The organism is Mycobacterium helveticum (assembly GCF_007714205.1).
Taxonomy (GTDB): domain Bacteria; phylum Actinomycetota; class Actinomycetes; order Mycobacteriales; family Mycobacteriaceae; genus Mycobacterium; species Mycobacterium helveticum.
This window is the reverse complement of record NZ_VMQU01000008.1, coordinates 1-20,367: the sequence shown is the minus strand read 5'-3', so window position 1 is coordinate 20,367 and position 20,367 is coordinate 1. Positions and strand designations below refer to the sequence as shown.

At 70.4% G+C, this 20,367-nt stretch carries 13 protein-coding genes and 1 pseudogene; all 14 read left to right on the top strand.

Features of this window, described 5'->3' with window-relative positions; translation table 11 throughout:
• Nucleotides 1-145: 145 nt before the first annotated feature.
• Nucleotides 146-1,750 carry a PE family protein gene (locus FPZ47_RS30155; protein WP_210419823.1) on the top strand — a complete coding sequence of 535 codons (1,605 nt, stop codon included), beginning with the start codon at nt 146-148 and terminating at the stop codon, nt 1,748-1,750.
• A gap of 150 nt (nt 1,751-1,900) precedes the next feature.
• Nucleotides 1,901-3,004, top strand: coding sequence for a PE family protein (locus FPZ47_RS30150; protein WP_144948931.1), 1,104 nt, complete (start codon nt 1,901-1,903; stop codon nt 3,002-3,004).
• Nucleotides 3,005-3,162: 158 nt separating this feature from the next.
• Nucleotides 3,163-4,737 (top strand): PE family protein, encoded by a 1,575-nt coding sequence (locus tag FPZ47_RS03225; protein WP_144948928.1) that lies wholly within the window; start codon nt 3,163-3,165, stop codon nt 4,735-4,737.
• A 408-nt stretch (nt 4,738-5,145) separates the two neighbouring features.
• A complete protein-coding gene (locus FPZ47_RS03220; RefSeq protein ID WP_168209347.1) occupies nt 5,146-10,386 on the top strand; it encodes a PE family protein in 5,241 nt (1,746 codons plus the stop codon).
• 117 nt (nt 10,387-10,503) lie between these two features.
• Nucleotides 10,504-11,563, top strand: a pseudogene (gene argC / locus FPZ47_RS03215) (N-acetyl-gamma-glutamyl-phosphate reductase).
• Nucleotides 11,518-12,753 (top strand): bifunctional glutamate N-acetyltransferase/amino-acid acetyltransferase ArgJ, encoded by a 1,236-nt coding sequence (gene argJ, locus FPZ47_RS03210; RefSeq protein WP_425461782.1) that lies wholly within the window; start codon nt 11,518-11,520, stop codon nt 12,751-12,753. Before argC ends, argJ begins: the two are co-directional and overlap by 46 nt.
• On the top strand, nt 12,750-13,673 hold the full coding sequence (gene argB, locus FPZ47_RS03205) for an acetylglutamate kinase (RefSeq protein WP_144951487.1): 924 nt from the start codon (nt 12,750-12,752) through the stop codon (nt 13,671-13,673). The genes argJ and argB overlap by 4 nt, the downstream gene beginning before the upstream one ends.
• Complete coding sequence (locus FPZ47_RS03200; protein WP_281291834.1) at nt 13,670-14,869, top strand: acetylornithine transaminase; 1,200 nt, start codon at nt 13,670-13,672, stop codon at nt 14,867-14,869. Before argB ends, FPZ47_RS03200 begins: the two co-directional genes overlap by 4 nt.
• Nucleotides 14,866-15,789 (top strand): ornithine carbamoyltransferase, encoded by a 924-nt coding sequence (gene argF / locus FPZ47_RS03195; protein WP_144951490.1) that lies wholly within the window; start codon nt 14,866-14,868, stop codon nt 15,787-15,789. Before FPZ47_RS03200 ends, argF begins: the two co-directional genes overlap by 4 nt.
• Nucleotides 15,786-16,280, top strand: coding sequence for an arginine repressor (locus tag FPZ47_RS03190; protein ID WP_144951492.1), 495 nt, complete (start codon nt 15,786-15,788; stop codon nt 16,278-16,280). The genes argF and FPZ47_RS03190 overlap by 4 nt, the downstream gene beginning before the upstream one ends.
• A gap of 26 nt (nt 16,281-16,306) precedes the next feature.
• A complete protein-coding gene (locus FPZ47_RS03185; protein WP_144951493.1) occupies nt 16,307-17,503 on the top strand; it encodes an argininosuccinate synthase in 1,197 nt (398 codons plus the stop codon).
• A gap of 79 nt (nt 17,504-17,582) precedes the next feature.
• A complete protein-coding gene (gene argH / locus FPZ47_RS03180; protein WP_144951496.1) occupies nt 17,583-18,998 on the top strand; it encodes an argininosuccinate lyase in 1,416 nt (471 codons plus the stop codon).
• A 118-nt stretch (nt 18,999-19,116) separates the two neighbouring features.
• Nucleotides 19,117-20,178 carry a type III polyketide synthase gene (locus tag FPZ47_RS03175; RefSeq protein WP_144951498.1) on the top strand — a complete coding sequence of 354 codons (1,062 nt, stop codon included), beginning with the start codon at nt 19,117-19,119 and terminating at the stop codon, nt 20,176-20,178.
• A gap of 45 nt (nt 20,179-20,223) precedes the next feature.
• On the top strand, nt 20,224-20,367 hold a 144-nt coding region (locus tag FPZ47_RS30560; protein ID WP_168209346.1), incomplete at its 3' end, for a polyketide synthase docking domain-containing protein.

Genomic DNA, 20,367 nt, shown 5'->3' with positions numbered 1-20,367 from the left:
GCTTCACAAATGACCGCAGTGCCTGATTTCCGGGTTAACACCGCAAAGACGTCACTTTTGCTGCGCACACTAACCACGCGTGTCTAAGATCCATTGCCTCTGACGGCCGCCGGGTGACCGTCGATCGAGTCGATGGGAGACGGACATGTCGCCTCTGGTCGTGGCGCCGGAAAACGTCCGGGTCGCGGCCCAGGGTCTGGCGGGCATCCACGACGCGCTGGCCCAGGCCACGGCCACCGCCGCGGCTCCCACGACAGCCGTGCTGGCCGCGGCCGAAGACGAGGTGTCCGCCGGGATCGCGGCGGCCTTCGGGGCCTTCGGGCAGCAGTATCAGTCGATCAGCGTCCAGGCGCAGGTCTTTCACGAGCAGTTCGTCGCTGTGCTGAACGCCGGTGCCGGGGCCTACCTGGGCACCGAGGCCGCCAACGCCGCGCAGAACTTGCTGGGCGCCGCCAACGGTTCGGGCGGTGCGGCGTCCGCCGTCTCGGTCCTCGGCGGCACGCCGGTGGGCCACACCGTCGGGGCAGCCCTGACCGCTCTGCAGAACGGCAGTGCGGTGTCGGCGCTCTCGGGTCAACTCGGCTCCGGACTGCTGCAGGCCGGCGCGACCACCGGCCTGGCCACCGTCGCCACCCCCTACCAGGCGCTGTTCGACCACACGGTCGCCAACCTGCAGATCCTCGGCGACAGCTGGCTGGCGAACCCCGCGCCGTTCCTGCACCAGTTCCTGGTCAACCAGACGGGCTACGCGCACGCGATCGCGGCGGACATCCAGTACGTCGTTACGAACTTCCCGACGGTGCTGGCCGACCTGCCCGCGAACATCCGGGCGGCGGTGCAGGCGCTGTCGGCCTTCAACGCGGTTCCCTACATCCAGCAGTTCGTCGACAACCAGATCGCCTACACCCAGATCTGGCTTACGTCGCTGCAGAACGCCGCCCACGACTTCGGCGCGGGTCTGCAGCAGTTGCCGGCGGCCTTCCAATCGGCCTTCCACGCCCTGGCGACGGGCAACATCAACGGCGCGGTGAGCGACCTACAGCAGGGTCTCACGAACCTGTTCGCCACCGGCATCGACGTCTCGACCACCGGAAGCTTCCCCCCTGGGCCGCTGATCGCCAACGTCCGCCTGACGGGCGCCCTGGCGGATCTGTCGCCCATCCTCGCCGTTCCGGGCATGCGGACCGAGTACCTCACCAGCCTGTTGCCGGCCGGCTCGATCCCGGCGCAGATCACCCAGAATCTGACCAACGTGTTCGACACGGTCACCGACACCTCGCTCGTCGCGAATGTCCTGCTCAAAACGGTCCTTTTTCCTCCGTCGGTCACGCTCTCCCTGACCGCCACCGCGGGGCTGCCGACCGCACTCGCCCTGGATGCGCTGGGGGCGCCAGTCAACGCGGCGAACGCCTTCGGGGCCAGTACCACGGCGTTCGTCGGCGCGGTGCAAACCGGCAACTGGGCGGGGGCGGCCACCGCGTTGGTCGACGCACCGGCCGTCGTCACCGACGCCTTCCTCAACGGCCAGTCGACGCTGCCGATCGCGTTCGAAGTCTCGGGTAACCCCGCGGTCCTCAACCTTCCGTTGAACGGCATCCTCGTCCCGCCCACGCCGTACACCGCGACGGTCACCGTGCCCCTCGTCGGACCGATCACCACCGCCGTCGGCGGCACCCCGCTCAGCGGACTCGCCACCGGTTTGCTGATCTACGCGCCCGAACAACTCGCGCTGGCCATCGGCGCAGCTTAATGCCCGCTGAGGCCGCAAAAACCCGGACTCGCTCCCGACACGCGCCGAGTTGACCACACGAGAATTAGGTTTTCCGCCCACATGTGAGTGTGATCACAGTAGTCTCAAATCTCCCACGTTTCGCGCGGTAACAGTCGATGGGAGACGCAGATGTCCTTTGTGGTCGCGACGCCAGACATGGTCGCGACGGCAGCACAAAACCTCGCGAGCATTCATTCGACGCTGAGTGAGGCGAGCGCGACGATCGCGGGCCCCACGACGGGAGTGGTGGCCGCGGCCCAGGACGAGGTCTCGGCGTCGGTGGCGCAGATGTTCGGCGCCTTCGGCCAGGAATACCAGGAGATCAGCGCCCAGACGCAGGCGCTTCACCAGCAGTTCGTCAATTTGCTGAACTCCGGCGCCACCGCCTACGCCGCTACCGAGGCGGCCAACGTCCAGCAAACCCTGGCCGCCGCGGTTAACGCACCCGCGAAGACGTTGCTCGGCATCGAGTCCGACGCCGCGGCCGCCGGGCAGAACGTGGGTGCGGGCGCCGTCGCGAATGCGGCCGCGTCCGCCAACTCGATCGCCGCCCCGTATGAAAGCTTGCTGGCCAACACCAACGCCAGCCTGCAAAGCATCGGCACCAGCTGGGCAACCGTGACCGAGCCCGCCCTGGCGCAGGCGTTCACCACCCAATTCGGCAACCCGCAAACGCTATTGACCGCGGTGTCGAGTGGAAATCTGCAGCCGCTGTCGGCCATTGCCGCGCGACTGGTGCAGGGCAACATCAACGTGCTCGGAGACGTCGCCGATCCGCTGTCGGTGTCGGTCACGTCGTTGACGCAGACCAACGCATCGCTGGCGATCCGGGTCGGGCTGCCAGAGCTGCTGGCGTTCGACGCGCTGGGGCCGCCGGTCAACGCGGCCGTCGCGCTGCAGTCAACCAGCGCAACGTTTTTCGGTGCTCTGCAAGCCGGGAACCCGGTGGGGGCGGTAACGACGCTCCTCGGCGCTCCGGCGACTGTCACCAACGCCTTCCTCTATGGCGAGGTGACGCTGCCGGTCGGGTTGCCCCTGCCCGGAGTGCCGGCGGTCGCCCAGATCCCCTTCGGGGGTTTACTCGCCCCGCTTTCGCCCTTGTCGACGACGGCGACGCTGTCCGGTTCGCCGCTGCCGCACAACGTCACCATCAGCGGCCCGCCCGTCGGCGGCCTCATTCCCGCCCTGACGGAGTATGCGCCCCAGTTGCTCGCGTCGGCCTTCGAAAACTGAACCGGACAACATAATGGTCGGGGTCATCGCTTTGACCTGGGACCGGGCTCTGCGAAAACAAGGATTTTCGGCAGCGAAGGTGTCGGACCGCTATTGATCTGAAGTTTGCCTTGACGGCCATCCGGTGACAGCGGTTGTTACATCGGTGGGGGACGAACATGTCGTTTGTGGTGGCGGCGCCGGACATGATCCAGACGGCGGCCGAGGATCTGGCGGGAATCCGGTCGGTGCCGGCCGAGGCCGTCACGACCTTCGCGGCGCCCACGACCGCGGTGGCGCCTGCGGCCGGTGACGAAGTGTCCGCGGCCGTTGCCGCGATGTTCGGCGACTTCGGTAAGGAGTTCCAGTCCCTGAGCGCTCACGCGCAAGCGTTCCACGCCGAGTTCGCCGACGTGATCGACGCCGGCGTCGGCGCGTATCTGAGCACCGAGATCGCCACCGCCGAACAGACGCTCGCGAACGTTCTCAACGCGCCCGCCCGGGCAATGCCGGGACTCGGGGCCGCGCCGGGTATCGGCGGCCTGCTCACCGGCGGCACCGGCGGTCTCACCGGAATCCTCGGCGGGCTCGGCAACTTGGGCCCGCTTGGCAGCACCCTCGGTTCGCTGCTGCCGGGGCTGCCCAATATTCTTGGAGGACTTGGCAACTCGTTGACCGGGCTCACGAACTCGCTACTGCCCGGCCTGCTGCAGATCAACATCGGCGACGCGGGACCGTACGTCACCGGAATTGCCGGACCCTACGAAGAGCTTTTCTACAACACGTGGAACAACCTGCAGAGCATCGGCGCGACCTGGTTGGCCGATCCCTTCCCGTTCCTGCGCCAGTTCCTCGCCAACCAGATGGGCTACGCCCAGACCATGGCGACCTCCTTCGGGAACGCGGCCCAATCGATCGAGGCGCACGCGTCGGCCCTGCCCGCGGCGTTCCAGATGGCATCGCGAGCCTTCTCAGCCGGCAATTACGCCGGCGGGCTGACGGATGTGGAGACCGGACTGCAGCGCGTATTCTCCGGCGTCGGCCCGGACCTTGCGCCGATCCCGGCCATACCCGGCCGCATCGCGCAGAACATGACCAGCCTCGTGCAGAACGTGACGAATACGAGCATCACCCCGACGTTGGACGTGTCCGCTCTGACCACCAATCCGCCCGACTTGGCCAGTGCGACGTTGGCCAGTGCGACGTTGGCCAGTGCGACATTGGCCAGTGCGACATTGGCCAGTACGACATTGGCCAGTGTGACATTGGACCGTGCGACGTCGGCCAACGTCGTCGGGCTACCGGTGGTCCTGGGCGTCGATCTGCTGGGCGCGCCGGTCAGCATGCCCGAGGCGGCGGGTTCCAGCGCGGCCGCGTTCACTGCCGCAGTGCGGGCCGGCAATCCCGCAGGCGCGATCGCCACCCTCATCGATGCGCCCGCCGTCATCGCCAACGGCTTCCTCAACGGCCAGGCGACGTTCCCCTACGGGCTGAACCTGTCGAGCCTGACCGGTGACCTGTCGAGCGTGGCGAACGTTGCTGTGGTCGGGAACTTCGCACTCGACGGAATCCTGGTTCCCTCCCCCCGGCTATTACACAGCGACGGTCATGGTCACCCTGCTGGACGGTGCTGTCTTGCCCCCGCTCACTGTCGGTCTTGGACCCGGCAGCACGCCCTTCTCCGGCATCCTGCCCTTCCTGGTGAACTACGCGCCCGAACAGCTGGCCCAGGCGATCGGCGCCGCCACCGCTGATCTCGCTGCCGCTCTGGACACAGTCCGTGCCCGGTCGACAATCGTGTTGCTTCGTGGAAGGTATTGGAATTTCGGGCGTTTCGCAGACCGAGGGCGACGCACGCGATACAGTGATTTTCGACACATGTTTGATAGAGCCGTGTTTCGGAGTTTCGGCGGTTGGTCGTCGCCTTCGTTTCCCGTATGACATAAATCTCACTTGAGCACCAAGCCGTCCGGTGATCCCAAGGTACGCAAGCATTTTCGCTCGGCAGACCCGCGCCGGAGTCTTCGCTGACGGCGCGCGCGACGCTGCTGAAAGCATTCGTTTTCGATATAGCCAGGTGTCACGCTACTAGTCTTCGATTCACCTAGGGGTGATTCGGGCTCGTGGAGTCACATTTCGTTCATTCGCAGGGGGAGATGGACATGTCGTTTGTAGTCGCGTTGCCGGAGCTTATCGAGACAGCAGCCCAGGATCTTGCGGGCATTCGTTCGGCACTCGACGAGGTCGCCTCGGCGATAGCCGCCCCGACGACTGCGGTGATGCCCGCCGCCCAGGACGAGATTTCGCAATCGATCGCAACGCTGTTCGGCAGATTCGGCCAGCAGTATCAGACCCTCAACACCGAAGTGGCGGCCTTCCACAATCAGTTCGTCAGCACCTTGAGCGGCGGCGCGGCCGCATACGTGGGCGCTGAGGTCGCCAACGGCGCCTCGCTGCTGCAGGGCGGCGGCTCCCTGACCGCGGATCTCGGCGCCGCGCTGTCCGGGCTGGGTGTCAACATCAGCGGGGCGCTGTCGACGAGCATCAACGCCGGGCTGGCGGGCAGCATCGGCGGTGCCCTGGGCACAGCCATCGGCGCCGGGGCCAGCGGCCTCTTCCTGCAGACCGGTGGCGCCCTGCTGCAGGGTGTCGGCGCCGGCCTGGTCCAGACCGGCAACGCCATCGTGAGCCTCGGCACGGCCCTGGAAAGCAGCGGTGCCGCCCTGTCGAGCCTGGGCGCCGGGCTGAGCGCCCAGGCGGGCGCGGCCCTCAACGCCCTCCTGAACGGCAGCCTGGCGGCCCAGCTGGGCGCGTCGCTGTCGGCCAGCCTCACCGGCGGCCTCAACGGCCTGGCGAACCTGGGTGCCGGGCTGAACGCCGCGTTGCAGACCGGGGGTTCGCTCGTCGGAAACCTGGGCGCGGCGCTGAACGATCTGGGCGGGTCGCTGACCGCGGCGCTGTCCGCCGGCCTCAACGGCTCGCTGACCGGCCTGGCCGGCCTGTTCGGCCTGCCGGCGTCGCTGGCGGCCAGCCTGCAGACCGGCCTCAACGGGCTGTTGAGCACCGGGGGCATGTTTGCGGCCAGCCTGGGTGCCGGCCTGAACGGGCTGCTGCAGACCGGTGCGTCGCTGGCCGGCGACATCGGCGCGGCCCTCAACGACCTGGGCGCCTCGCTCAACGTCGGTTTGTCGGCGATGCTGAGCGGCTCGCTGGCGGGCCTGGGCCCGCTGGGCGCGCTCATCCAGGCAGGCCTGAGCGGAGGCCTCAGCGGCCTGCTGAACACGGGCGGAATGCTGGCGTCCGAACTGGGTGCCGGCCTGAACGGGTTGCTGCAGGCCGGCGGGTCGTTCGCGGCCGATCTGGGCTTGGCCCTGTCCGGGCTGGGCGGCTCGCTGAGCGCGGCGCTGCAGCTGGCGATCAGCGGCAACCTGGCCGGTCTCGGCGCGCTGCTGGGCCTGCCGGCCTCCCTGGCGGCCAGCCTCGGTGCCGGCGTCAACGGGCTGATCAACACCGGGGTCAACCTCGCGGCGAACTTCGGCGCGGGCCTGAACGGGTTGCTGCAGACCGGGGTGTCGCTGGCCGGTGACATCGGCGGGGCGCTGTCCGGGCTGGGTGGTTCGCTCAGCGTGGCGCTGTCCGGTGCGCTGAGCGGCTCGCTGGCGGGTCTCGGCCCGCTGGGTGCGCTCATTCAGGCGGGCCTGACCGGTGGCGTCAACGGGCTGCTGACCACCGGCGCGGCGCTGGTCAGTGGCATCGGTGCGGGCCTGAACTCGTTGCTGCAGACCGGCGCGTCGTTCGCGACCAACTTCGGTGCGGCCCTGTCCGGGCTGGGCGGCTCGCTGAGCGCGGCGCTGCAGCTGGCCATCAGCGGCAACCTGGCCGGTCTCGGCGCGTTGCTGGGCCTGCCGGCCTCGCTGGCGGCCAGCTTGGGTACGGGCCTCAACGGGCTCATCAACGTGGGTGAGGCCCTGGCGGGCAACCTGGGCGCCGGATTGAACGTCCTGGTGCAGACCGGTGCGTCGCTGGCCAGTGACATCGGTGCGGCACTCAACGGGGTGGGCGGCTCGCTGAACGTCGCGTTGTCGACCGCGCTGAGCGCTTCGCTGGCCGGGCTCGGCCCGCTCGGGCTGGCCATCGAATCCGGTCTGACCGGCGGGCTGTCGGTGCTGGCCAACACCGGTGCGGCGCTGGCCGGCGAACTGGGTGCGGGACTGAACGCGCTGGTCCAGACCGGCGAGTCGTTCGCCGCCAACTTCGGTGCGGCCCTGTCCGGCCTGGGCGGCTCGCTGGGCGCCGCACTGCAGCTGGCCATCAGCGGCAATCTCTCGGGCCTCGGTGCGCTGCTGGGTCTGCCGGCCGCGCTGGGAGCCACCCTGCAGACCGGCCTGACCGGCCTGCTCAACACCGGCGCGAACCTGGCGGCCAACCTCGGTGGGGGCCTCAACGGGCTGCTGGACACCGGGGTGTCGCTGGCCGGCGACATTGGCGGGGCGCTCAACGGTCTGGGTGGCTCCCTCAACGTGGCACTCTCGGGCATGCTGAGCGGTTCGCTGGCGGGTCTGGGACCGCTGGGGGCGCTCCTGCAGGCGGGCCTGACCGGCGGGCTGTCGGGCCTGCTCAACACCGGCGGGATGCTGGCGACCTCACTGGGCGCCGGCCTGAACGGCTTGTTGCAGACGGGTGCGTCGCTGGCGGGCAGCTTCGGTACGGCGCTGTCCGGGCTGGGCGGGTCGCTGAGCGTGGCCCTCAACGCCGGCCTCAACGCCGGGGTGACCGGGCTCAGTGGGCTGATCGGGTTGCCGGCCTCGTTGGCGGCCGGCCTGCAGACCGGTCTGAACGGTGTGCTCAACGTCGGCGGCGCCCTGCTCAACGGCCTGGGCGGCGGCCTGAACGTGCTGGTGCAGACCGGTGCGTCGCTGGCCGGCGACATCGGCGCGGCGTTGAACAACCTGGGCGCCTCGCTCAACATCGGTTTGTCGGCGATGCTGAGCGGTTCGCTTTCGGGTCTGGGTCCGCTGGGCGCGCTGATCGAGGCGGGTCTGACCGGTGGTCTCAACGGCCTGCTGAACACCGGCGGGATGCTGGCTGCCGAGCTGGGCGCCGGCCTGAACGGCTTGTTGCAGACGGGTGCGTCGCTGGCGGGCAGCTTCGGTGCGGCGCTGTCCGGGCTGGGCGGGTCGCTGAGCGTGGCCCTCAACGCCGGCCTCAACGCCGGGGTGACCGGGCTCAGTGGGCTGATCGGGTTGCCGGCCTCGTTGGCGGCCGGCCTGCAGACCGGTCTGAACGGTGTGCTCAACGTCGGCGGCGCCCTGCTCAACGGCCTGGGCGGCGGCCTGAACGTGCTGGTGCAGACCGGTGCGTCGCTGGCCGGCGACATCGGCGCGGCGTTGAACAACCTGGGCGCCTCGCTCAACATCGGTTTGTCGGCGATGCTGAGCGGTTCGCTTTCGGGTCTGGGTCCGCTGGGCGCGCTGATCGAGGCGGGTCTGACCGGTGGTCTCAACGGCCTGCTGAACACCGGCGGGATGCTGGCGACCTCACTGGGCGCCGGCCTGAACGGCTTGTTGCAGACGGGTGTGTCGCTGGCGGGCAGCTTCGGTGCGGCGCTGTCCGGGCTGGGCGGGTCGCTGAGCGTGGCCCTCAACGCCGGCCTCAACGCCGGGGTGACCGGGCTCAGTGGGCTGCTCGGGTTGCCGGCCTCGTTGGCGGCCGGCCTGCAGACCGGTCTGAACGGTGTGCTCAACGTCGGCGGCGCCCTGCTCAACGGCCTGGGCGGCGGCCTGAACGTGCTGGTGCAGACCGGGGCGTCGCTGGCCGGCGACATCGGCGCGGCGCTGAACAACCTGGGCGGCTCGCTGAACGCGGCCCTGTCGCTCGGCCTGAGCGGCTCGCTGGCCGGCCTGGGTCCGCTGGGCGCGCTGATCGAGGCGGGCCTGACCGGTGGCCTCAACGGTCTTGTCAACACCGGTGCGACGCTGCTCAACTCCTTCGGCGCCGGCCTGAACGGGCTGATCCAGACCGGGGAGTCGCTGGCGGTGAACTTCGGTGCGGCGCTGGGCAACCTGGGCGGGTCGCTGAGCGCGGCGCTGCAACTGGCACTCAGCGGCAACCTCGCCGGCCTGAGCGGCCTGCTGAGCCTGCCGGCGTCGCTGGCGGCCACCCTGCAGACCGGCTTCAGCGGGCTGGCCAACGTCGGTGCGAACCTGGCAGGCAACCTGGGTGCCGGGCTCAACGTGCTGGTACACACCGCCGAGGGCCTGACCACCGACATCGGCGTGGCGCTGTCCGGCCTGGGCGGCTCGTTCGGCGCGAACCTGTCCGCCGCCCTGAACGCGTCGCTGGCGGGTCTCGGCCCGCTGGGTCTGGCCATCGAGGGCGGCCTGACCGGCGGACTGTCGGGCCTGGCGAACCTGGGTGGCACCCTGGCCGGCACGCTGGGTGCCGGCCTCAACGGGCTGATCCAGACGGGCGAGGCGTTCGCGGCCAACCTGGGCGGGGCGCTGTCCGGCCTGGGCGGGTCGCTGACCGCGGCGCTGCAACTGGCGCTCAGCGGCAACCTGGCGGGGCTGGGTGGTCTGCTGGGCCTGCCGGCCTCGCTGGCGGCCAGCCTGCAGACGGGTCTTAACGGGTTGATCACCACCGGGGCGAACCTGGCGGCCACCCTCGGCGGCGGCCTGAACGGGCTGCTGCAGACCGGGTTCGCCCTGACCGGCGGCCTCGGTGCCGCCCTCAACGGGTTCGGCACCTCGCTGAACGCCGCCCTGTCGCTGGCCCTGAGTGGCTCGCTGGCGGGCCTGGGTCCGCTGGAGGCGGTGATCCAGGCCGGCCTCAGCGGCGGGCTGAACGGCCTGCTCGACCTCGGTGGCACCCTGGCCGCCAGCTTGGGTGGCGGGCTGAACGCCCTCATCCAGACCGGCGAGAACCTGGCCGCCAGCCTGGGCGCGCTGCTCAGCACCAACCTGATGGTGACGATCAACGCCGCCCTGGCCGCGAGCCTGGGCGCGGCCCTGACCGGACTGGCCAACGCCGGGGGAGCCCTGACGGCCGGCCTGCGCGGTGGCCTGACGGGCCTGCTCAGCACCACGGCGAACCTGGTCGGTGGTCTGGGTGCGTCGCTGGCCGGACTGGGGCAGACGGGTGGCGCCATCGCCAACATCTGGGTGGACACCACCACGGCGATCGCCACCGAGCTCGGCGACGCCCTCGGCGCGACCGTCGGCGTGGCCTTCCCCGGCCTGTTCCAGACGGCCGAGTCCCTGGCCGTCGACCTCGGCGGTGCGCTCAACGGGGTCGCCCAGACCGGCGGCACCGTCGCGGGTTCGTTGGAGGCCGCCCTGAACGACCTGGGCGCCTCCCTGGAGGCCAGCCTGCAGGCCAGCCTCGGCATCGGCATCGCCGCGTAGGGCCGGTAAAAACTCCCGGCGAATGTGGTGCCGGGCTCCGAAACGGGGCCCGGCACCACATCTCCGTTCGGACCACCACGAGCCCGCCGGAATGGATTTGCGAACCTTTGCATAACCATGCAGAATCGTCGAAATGGCCGACGTGATCAGGGCTGCCGTCGCAGGGGCGACCGGCTACGCGGGGGGAGAGATCCTCAGGCTGTTGCTCGGACACCCGGCCTACTGCGAGGGCCGGCTTTCCATCGGGTCGGTGACCGCCGCGGCCAGCGCCGGCAGCACGCTCGGTGAGCATCACCCACACCTGACCCCGCTGGCCCATCGGGTGGTCGAGCCCACCGACCTTTCCCTGCTCGCCGGCCACGATGTGGTGTTCCTGGCCTTGCCGCACGGGCATTCGGCGGCGCTGGCCGAAGAGCTGAGCCCGCAGACCCTGATCATCGACTGCGGTGCGGACTTCCGGCTCACCGACGCCGCCGCGTGGGAGCGGTTCTACGGGTCCCCCCACGCCGGCAGCTGGCCGTACGGGCTGCCGGAGCTACCCGGGGGCCGCGAACGGCTGCGCGGCGCGCGCCGCATCGCGGTCCCGGGCTGTTACCCGACCGCGGCGCTGCTGGCGTTGTGGCCGGCGCTGGCCGACGGGCTGATCGAGCCCGCCGTCACCGTCGTCGCCGTCAGCGGCACGTCGGGCGCCGGTCGTGCCGCCAAGACGGACCTGCTCGGCTCGGAGGTCATCGGGTCGGCACGGGCCTACAACATCGCCGGCGCCCACCGGCACACCCCCGAGATCGCCCAGGAGCTGGGCGCGGTCGCCGACCGCGACGTCACGGTGTCGTTCACCCCGGTGCTGATCCCGACGTCCCGCGGCATCCTGGCCACCTGCACCGCGCGCACCGCATCGTCGCTGTCCCGGCTGCGGGCGGCCTACGAAAAGGCCTACCGGGCCGAGCCTTTCATCTATCTGATGCCGGAGGGCCAGCTGCCCCGCACCGGCGCGGTGATCGGCAGCAACGCGGCGCACGTCGCCGTCGCGGTCGACGAGGCCGCCGAGACCTTCGTGGCGATCGCCGCGATCGACAACCTGGTCAAGGGGACCGGCGGCGCGGCGGTGCAGTCGATGAACCTGGCGCTGGGTTGGCCGGAGACCGAAGGCCTTTCGGTGGTCGGGGTGGCGCCGTGAGGTTGCTGCGCGAGCAGGGCGTCACCGCCCCGGCCGGATTCCGGGCCGCCGGCATCGCCGCCGGGATCAAGGCGTCGGGTGCGCGGGATCTCGCGCTGGTCTTCAACGAAGGACCCGACTATGCGGCCGCCGGCGTCTTCACCAGCAACAAGGTCAAGGCCGCGCCGGTGCTGTGGAGCAAGCAGGTGCTCGGCACCGGACAGCTGCGGGCGGTCATCCTCAACTCCGGGGGTGCCAACGCCTGCACCGGGCCGGGAGGCTTCCAGGACACCCACGCCACTGCGGAGGCCGTCGCGGCCGCGTTGTCGGACTGGGGAACCGAGACCGGCGCCATCGAGGTGGCGGTCTGCTCCACCGGCCTCATCGGTGACCGGTTGCCGATGGACAAGGTGCTCGCCGGGGCACGCGAGATCGTGTGCGAGATGGCCGGCGGCCTGTCCGGGGGTGACGAGGCCGCCCAGGCCATCATGACCACCGACACGGTGGCCAAACAGGTTGCGGTGCATCATCCGAACGACTGGACGGTGGGCGGGATGGCCAAGGGCGCGGGCATGCTTGCCCCGTCGCTGGCCACCATGCTGTGCGTGCTCACCACCGATGCGGCCGCCGAACCGGCGGCCCTCGAGGCGGCGCTGCGCCGGGCCACTGCGCGCACCTTCGACCGGCTCGACGTCGACGGCAGCTGCTCCACCAACGACACCGTGCTGCTGCTGGCGTCGGGGGCCAGCGGAATCGCGCCGCCCCAGTCGGATCTCGACGAGGCCGTGCTGCGGGCCTGCGACGACCTGTGCGCGCAGCTGCAGGCCGACGCCGAGGGCGTCACCAAACGCGTCATCGTCACCGTCACCGGGGCCGCATCCGACGACGACGCGCTGACCGTCGCGCGCACGGTCGCCCGCGACAGCCTGGTCAAAACCGCGCTGTTCGGGTCCGACCCCAACTGGGGCCGGGTGCTGGCGGCCGTCGGCATGGCGCCGGCGCGTTTGAACCCCGACCGAATCTCCGTGTCGTTCAACGGTTCCGCGGTGTGTGTCGACAGCGTCGGGGTGCCCGGGGCGCGCGAAGTGGACCTGTCGGCGGCCGACATCGACGTCACCGTCGACCTTGCGGTCGGTGACGGGCGGGCCGCCATCCGGACCACCGACCTGTCGCACGCCTACGTCGAAGAGAACTCGGCCTACAGCTCATGAACATCGACACCCTGCCCACCCGGCTCAAGGCCGAGGTGCTGGCCGAGGCCCTGCCATGGCTCACGCAACTGCACGGCAAGATCGTCGTCGTCAAATACGGCGGCAACGCCATGGTCGACGACACGCTGAAACACGCCTTCGCCGCGGACATGGCGTTCCTGCGCAACTGCGGCATCCACCCGGTCGTCGTCCACGGCGGTGGCCCCCAGATCACCGCCATGCTGCGGCGCCTCGGCATCGCGGGCGACTTCAAGGGCGGCTTCCGCGTCACCACCCCGGAAGTGCTCGACGTGGCGCGGATGGTGCTGTTCGGACAGGTCGGCCGCGAACTGGTCAACCTCGTCAACGCGCACGGCCCCTACGCCGTCGGCGTGACGGGCGAGGACGCCCAGCTGTTCACCGCGATCCGGCGCAGCGTCAACGTCGACGGCGTGGCCACCGACGTCGGCCTGGTCGGGGACGTCGCCCACGTGAACAGCGCGCTGCTGCTGGATTTGATTGCGGCGCAACGTATCCCGATCGTCTCGACGCTGGCTCCCGACGAGGACGGCGTGGTGCACAACATCAACTCCGACACCGCCGCCGCAGCGCTGGCCGAGGCCCTGGGGGCCGCGAAGCTGCTGGTGCTCACCGATGTCGAGGGCCTCTACACGCAGTGGCCCGACCGGGAATCGCTGGTCAGCGAAATCGACATCGCCACACTGGCGCCACTGCTACCCACGCTGGAGGAGGGCATGATTCCCAAGGTCGAGGCGTGTCTGCGGGCCGTCACCGGCGGCGTGCCCAGCGCGCACATCATCGACGGCCGGGTCAAACACTGCGTGCTGGTGGAGCTTTTCACCGACGCGGGAACCGGAACCAAGGTGGTGCGCGCCGGCGACGATGCAGAGCGCAGCGATGCGGAGGAGCGGCGCAGGTGACAAGCGTGACGGGCACGGCCGAAATGCGGCACCGCTGGGAAGCCGTGATGATGAACAACTACGGCACCCCGACCGTCGCCCTGGCCGGCGGTGAGGGCGCCACGGTCACCGACGTGGACGGCAAGACCTACCTTGACCTGCTCGGCGGCATCGCGGTCAACGTCCTGGGCCATCGGCACCCCGCGGTGATCGAGGCCGTCACGCACCAGATGCAGACGCTGGGCCACACCTCGAACCTCTACGCCACCGAGCCCGGCATCGCGCTGGCCGAACACCTGGTCGCCCTGCTCGACGGGTCCGCGCCGGCCCGGGTGTTCTTCTGCAACTCCGGCGCCGAGGCCAACGAGGCGGCCTTCAAGCTGTCTCGGCTCACCGGCCGCACCAAGATCGTTGCGGCACAAGGTGGATTCCATGGCCGGACGATGGGTGCGCTCGCGCTGACCGGTCAGCCGAGCAAGGCGGCGCCCTTCGCCCCGCTGCCCGGCGACGTCACCCACGTGCCCTACGGGGACGCCGGGGCGCTGGCGGCCGCGGTCGACGACGCCACGGCCGCGGTGTTCCTCGAACCGATCCTGGGGGAGGGCGGCGTCGTCGTCCCGCCCGAGGGCTACCTGGCCGCCGCGCGCGACATCACCGCGCGGCACGGTGCGCTGCTGGCCATCGACGAGGTGCAGACCGGAATGGGCCGTACCGGAGCCTTTTTCGCCCATCAGCACGACGGCATCACCCCCGACGTGGTGACACTGGCCAAAGGGCTCGGCGGTGGACTGCCCATCGGGGCGTGCCTGGCCGTCGGACCGGCCGCCGACCTGCTGACACCCGGTCTGCACGGCAGCACCTTCGGCGGCAACCCGATCTGCGCCGCGGCGGCGTTGGCGGTGCTGCGGGTGCTGGAAGACGAGGACCTTATCCGGCACGCCGAGATGATGGGCAAGTCGCTGCGCCACGGCATCGAGGCGCTCGGCCACCCGCTGATCGATCACGTGCGCGGCCGCGGGCTGCTGCTGGGCGTCGCGCTGACCGCGCCGCGCGCCAAGGACGCCGAGGCCGCCGCGTGCGGGGCCGGGTTCCTCCTCAACGCCCCGGCGCCCGACGTGCTGCGGCTGGCGCCGCCGCTGATCATCACCGAAGCCCAGGCCGACAGCTTCGTCGCCGCGCTGCCGGGCATCCTCGACGCGGCCGGGACGCCGGCATGAGACACTTTCTGCGCGACGACGACGTGTCGCCCCAGGAGCAGGCCGAAATCCTCGCGCTTGCAAACGAATTGAAGAAGAATCCGTTCAGCTGCCGCCCGCTGGAAGGGCCCCGCGGCGTCGCCGTCATCTTCGACAAGAACTCCACGCGCACCCGGTTCTCGTTCGAGCTCGGCATCGCCCAGCTCGGCGGGCATGCCGTCGTCGTCGACAGCCACGCCACCCAGCTGGGTCGCGACGAGACCCTGCAGGACACCGCGAACGTGTTGTCCCGCTACGTCGAAGCGATCGTCTGGCGCACGTTCGGGCAGGAGCGGCTGGAGGCGATGACGTCGACCGCGACGGTGCCGGTGGTCAACGCGCTCTCCGACGAGTTCCACCCCTGCCAGGTGCTGGCCGACCTGCAGACCATCGCCGAACGCAAGGGGGCGCTGCGCGGGCTGCGGCTGTCCTACTTCGGTGACGGCGCCAACAACATGGCCCATTCGCTGATGCTGGGCGGGGTCACCGCCGGCATCCACGTCACCGTCGCGGCCCCGGACGGCTTCGTCCCGGACCGCGACGTGGTGTCGGCGGCCGAGCACCGCGCGCAGGCCACCGGCGCGTCGGTCACCGTCACCACCGACGCCGAGGCGGCTGCCGCGGGCGCCGACGTCCTGGTGACCGACACCTGGACGTCGATGGGACAGGAGGCCGACGGGCTGGATCGGGTCGGCCCGTTCCGTCCCTATCGGCTCAACCAGCGGCTGCTGAGCCTGGCCGACACCGAAGCCATTGTGCTGCATTGCCTTCCGGCCCACCGCGGCGAGGAGGTCACCGACGAGGTGATGGACGGGCCGGCCAGCGCCGTGTGGGACGAGGCCGAGAACCGCCTGCACGCGCAGAAGGCCCTGCTGGTGTGGCTGCTGGAGCGGGCGCGATGACCCGCCCGAAGGCGACACCGGAGACCACCCGGGCCGGGCGGCAGGCCCGGATCGTGGCGATCCTGTCGTCGGCGCCGGTGCGCAGCCAGAGCGAGCTGGCCGCGCGGCTGGCCGGCGAGGGCATCGACGTCACCCAGGCCACGCTGTCGCGGGACCTCGAGGAACTGGGCGCGGTCAAGCTGCGCGGCGCCGACGGCGGCGTCGGGGTCTACATCGTGCCCGAGGACGGCAGCCCGGTGCGCGGGGTGTCCGGCGGCACCGCGCGGCTGTCGCGGTTGCTGGGCGACCTGCTGGTGTCGGCCGACGCCAGCGGGAACCTCGCGGTGCTGCGAACCCCGCCCGGCGCGGCGGACTATTTGGCCAGTGCGATCGATCGCGCGGCGCTACCGTACGTCGTCGGCACCATCGCGGGCGACGACACCGTCTTCGTGGCCGCCCGTGAGCCCATGACCGGCGCCGAGCTGGCCAGCGCGCTGGAAAAGCTAACGTAAGCCTTTCAACCAAAAGGAGTTGGTTCATGTCAGAACGCGTCATCCTGGCGTATTCCGGTGGCCTGGACACGTCGGTGGCGATCAGCTGGATAGGTAAGGAGACCGGCCGCGAGGTCGTGGCGGTGGCGATCGACCTCGGCCAGGGCGGCGAGGACATGGAGGTCATCCGCCAGCGGGCGCTGGACTGCGGCGCCGTGGAGGCGGTCGTCGTCGACGCGCGCGACGAGTTCGCGCAGGGCTACTGCCTGCCCACCGTGCAGAACAACGCGCTCTACATGGACCGTTACCCGCTGGTGTCGGCGATCAGCCGGCCGCTGATCGCCAAGCATCTGGTGGCGGCCGCCCGCGAGCACGGCGGCACCATCGTCGCGCACGGCTGCACCGGCAAGGGCAATGACCAGGTTCGCTTCGAGGTCGGATTCGCCTCGCTGGCACCGGATCTCGAGGTGCTGGCGCCGGTGCGTGACTACGCCTGGACGCGGGAGAAAGCCATCGCGTTCGCCGAGGAGAACGCGATCCCGATCAACGTCACCAAGCGCTCGCCGTTCTCCATCGACCAGAACGTGTGGGGCCGCGCGGTGGAAACCGGTTTCCTGGAACATCTGTGGAACGCGCCCACCAAGGACATCTACGCCTACACCGAAGACCCGACCCTGAACTGGAGCACGCCCGACGAGGTGATCGTGGGGTTCGAGCGCGGGGTGCCGGTGTCCATCGACGGCACGCCGGTGACCATGCTGGAGGCCATCAAGGAGCTCAACGAGCGTGCCGGCGCGCAGGGGGTGGGGCGCCTCGACGTCGTGGAGGACCGCCTGGTGGGCATCAAGAGCCGCGAAATCTACGAGGCGCCCGGGGCGATGGTGCTGATCACCGCCCACGCCGAACTCGAACACGTCACGCTCGAGCGCGAGCTGGGACGGTTCAAGCGGCACACCGACCAGCGCTGGGCCGAACTGGTGTACGACGGGCTGTGGTACTCGCCGCTGAAGACGGCGCTGGAGACGTTCGTCGCCAAGACCCAGGAGCACGTCTCCGGGGAGATCCGGATGGTGTTGCACGGCGGCCACATCGCGGTGAACGGCCGGCGCAGCGCCGAATCCCTCTACGACTTCAACCTGGCCACCTACGACGAGGGCGACAGCTTCGACCAGTCGGCCGCCAAGGGCTTCGTCTACGTGCACGGCCTGTCGTCCAAGCTGGCCGCCCGCCGGGACGCGCGGTGACGTTTTCCCGGCGAGCAGACGCAAAAGCCCCCGACACCCCGGGCGCAACGGGACTTTTGCGTCTGCTCGCGGAGAAAAGGTGAGCACCCACGAGGGGTCGCTGTGGGGCGGACGGTTCGCCGACGGGCCGTCGGACGCGCTGGCCGCGCTGAGCAAGTCGACCCACTTCGACTGGGTGCTGGCCCCCTACGACATCACCGCCTCCAAGGCCCACACCGTGATCCTGTTCCGGGCCGGGCTGCTCACCGCGGAGCAACGCGACGGGCTGCTGGCCGGCCTGGACAGCCTCGCCTCCGACGTCGCCGACGGCAGCTTCGGCCCCCTGGCCGGCGACGAGGACGTGCACGCCGCGCTGGAGCGCGGGCTGATCGACCGGGTCGGGCCGGACCTGGGCGGGCGGCTGCGGGCCGGCCGGTCCCGCAACGACCAGGTGGCCACCCTGTTCCGGATGTGGCTGCGCGACGCGGTGCGCCGGGTGGCCGCCGGTGCGCTCGACGTGGTGGGCGCGCTGGCCACCCAGGCCGGGGCCCACCCGACCGCGATCATGCCCGGCAAGACCCACCTGCAGTCCGCGCAGCCGGTCCTGCTGGCCCACCACCTGCTCGCGCACGCCCACCCGCTGCTGCGCGACGTCGATCGCATCGTCGACTTCGACAAGCGCGCGGCGGTGTCCCCCTACGGCTCGGGCGCGCTGGCCGGCTCATCGCTGGGGCTCGACCCGGACGCCATCGCCGCGGACCTGGGATTTTCCGCCGCCGCCGAGAATTCGATCGACGCCACCGCGGCCCGGGATTTCGCCGCCGAGGCGGCGTTCGTCTTCGCGATGATCGCCGTCGACCTGTCGCGGCTGGCCGAGGACATCATCCTGTGGAGTTCGACGGAATTCGGCTACGCCAGGCTGCACGACTCGTGGTCGACCGGAAGCTCGATCATGCCGCAGAAGAAAAACCCCGACATCGCCGAGCTGGCGCGCGGCAAGTCGGGCCGGCTGATCGGCAACCTGACCGGGTTGCTGGCGACGCTGAAGGCGCAGCCCCTGGCCTACAACCGCGACCTGCAGGAGGACAAGGAGCCGGTGTTCGACTCGGTGGCCCAGCTGGAGCTGCTGCTGCCGGCGATGGCCGGGCTGGTGGCCAGCCTGACCTTCGACGTCGAGCGGATGGCGGCCCTGGCCCCGGCCGGCTACACGCTGGCCACCGACATCGCCGAGTGGCTGGTCCGCCAGGGCGTGCCGTTCCGGTCCGCGCACGAGGCCGCGGGCGGGGCCGTGCGGGCCGCCGAGGCGCGCGGCGTGGGCCTCGACGAGCTGACCGACGACGAGCTCGCCGCCGTCAGCCCCGAGTTGACGGCCCAGGTCCGGGAGGTGCTCACGATCGAGGGGTCGGTGTCCTCGCGCGACGCCCGCGGCGGCACCGCGCCGGCCCGGGTCGCCGAACAGCTGGGCGAGGTCAGGGCGGCCTGCGAGGACCTGCGGCACCGGCTACGCCGCGCCTGAGGCCGCGGTGTGCCGCAACGGCCCTTTCCGGGCGGATCGAAACGCAGACTAAACTTCCTCATCGAGGGATTCGGCCGAACCTTTCGGCCGCGATCCTCGTCTGCAGAAGGTGGGACCGATGAGTGTCGTCGCAGGAGTGTTCGGTGCATTACCGCCGCACCGCTATTCGCAGCGCGAATTGACCGATTTCTTCGTCAGCATTCCGGAATTCGAGGGTTACGAGGACATCGTCCGGCAACTGCACGCCAGTGCCAAGGTCAACAGTCGCCACCTGGTCCTGCCGCTGGAGCGCTATCCCACGCTGACCGAGTTCGGGGTGGCCAACCGGATCTTCATCGACAGCGCCGTCGACCTCGGATGCGAAGCCCTCGCGGGCGCCCTGGACGAGGCCGGGCTGGCGCCGCGGGACGTCGACGTGCTCATCACGACGACGGTGACCGGCCTGGCCGTGCCGTCCCTGGACGCCCGGATCGCGGGGCGGCTCGGCCTGCGCGACGATGTGCGGCGGGTGCCCCTGTTCGGCCTGGGCTGCGTGGCCGGTGCGGCGGGTGTGGGCCGCCTGCACGACTACCTGCGCGGCGCGCCCGACGGCGTCGCGGCCCTGGTCTCCGTCGAGCTGTGCTCGCTGACCTACCCGGGTTACAAGCCGTCGCTGCCCGGCCTGGTCGGCAGCGCGCTGTTCGCCGACGGGGCCGGCGCGGTGGTGGCCGTCGGCGAGCGCCGCTCCGAACAGGTGGGTGCCGCCGGGCCCGACATCCTCGACTCGCGCAGCCACCTCTACCCGGACTCGCTGCGCACCATGGGATACGACGTCGGGGCCGCGGGGTTCGAGCTCGTGCTGTCCCGGGAGCTGGCGGACACGGTCCGGCAGTATCTGCCCGGGGACGTCACGTCGTTCCTGGGCGACCACGGCCTGACCACGACCGACATCGGCGCGTGGGTCACCCACCCCGGCGGCCCGAAGATCATCGAGGCGATCACCGAGAGCCTGAACCTGCCGCCGCAGGCCCTGGAATTGACCTGGCGCTCGCTCGGGGAGATCGGCAACCTCTCGTCGGCGTCGGTGCTGCACGTGTTGCGCGACACCATCGCCAAACCGCCGCCCGCCGACAGCCCCGGGCTGATGATCGCGATGGGTCCGGGATTCTGTTCCGAACTCGTGTTACTGCATTGGCACTGATGCTTGATCGGGGACTCCGCTGAGCGATGTGAGAGGCCGGGCCCGGTGAACAGCAGCGACGAAGAGCTCGTCGGGGCCCTGCGGAAGACCCTGAAGGACAACGAGCGGCTCAAGCGGGAGAACCGGCAGTACCTCGCGCGGGCCACCGAACCGGTGGCGGTGGTGGGGATGGGTTGCCGCTACCCGGGT

Bases quoted from the DNA above. Each gene is read 5' to 3' on its own strand.
- FPZ47_RS03225 (WP_144948928.1), top strand. From the start codon at position 3,163: ATGTCGTTTGTGGTGGCGGCGCCGGACATGATCCAGACGGCGGCCGAG.
- argB (WP_144951487.1), top strand. From the start codon at position 12,750: ATGAACATCGACACCCTGCCCACCCGGCTCAAGGCCGAGGTGCTGGCC.
- FPZ47_RS30150 (WP_144948931.1), top strand. From the start codon at position 1,901: ATGTCCTTTGTGGTCGCGACGCCAGACATGGTCGCGACGGCAGCACAA.
- FPZ47_RS03175 (WP_144951498.1), top strand. From the start codon at position 19,117: ATGAGTGTCGTCGCAGGAGTGTTCGGTGCATTACCGCCGCACCGCTAT.
- FPZ47_RS03185 (WP_144951493.1), top strand. From the start codon at position 16,307: ATGTCAGAACGCGTCATCCTGGCGTATTCCGGTGGCCTGGACACGTCG.
- FPZ47_RS30155 (WP_210419823.1), top strand. From the start codon at position 146: ATGTCGCCTCTGGTCGTGGCGCCGGAAAACGTCCGGGTCGCGGCCCAG.
- FPZ47_RS03220 (WP_168209347.1), top strand. From the start codon at position 5,146: ATGTCGTTTGTAGTCGCGTTGCCGGAGCTTATCGAGACAGCAGCCCAG.
- FPZ47_RS03190 (WP_144951492.1), top strand. From the start codon at position 15,786: ATGACCCGCCCGAAGGCGACACCGGAGACCACCCGGGCCGGGCGGCAG.
- argF (WP_144951490.1), top strand. From the start codon at position 14,866: ATGAGACACTTTCTGCGCGACGACGACGTGTCGCCCCAGGAGCAGGCC.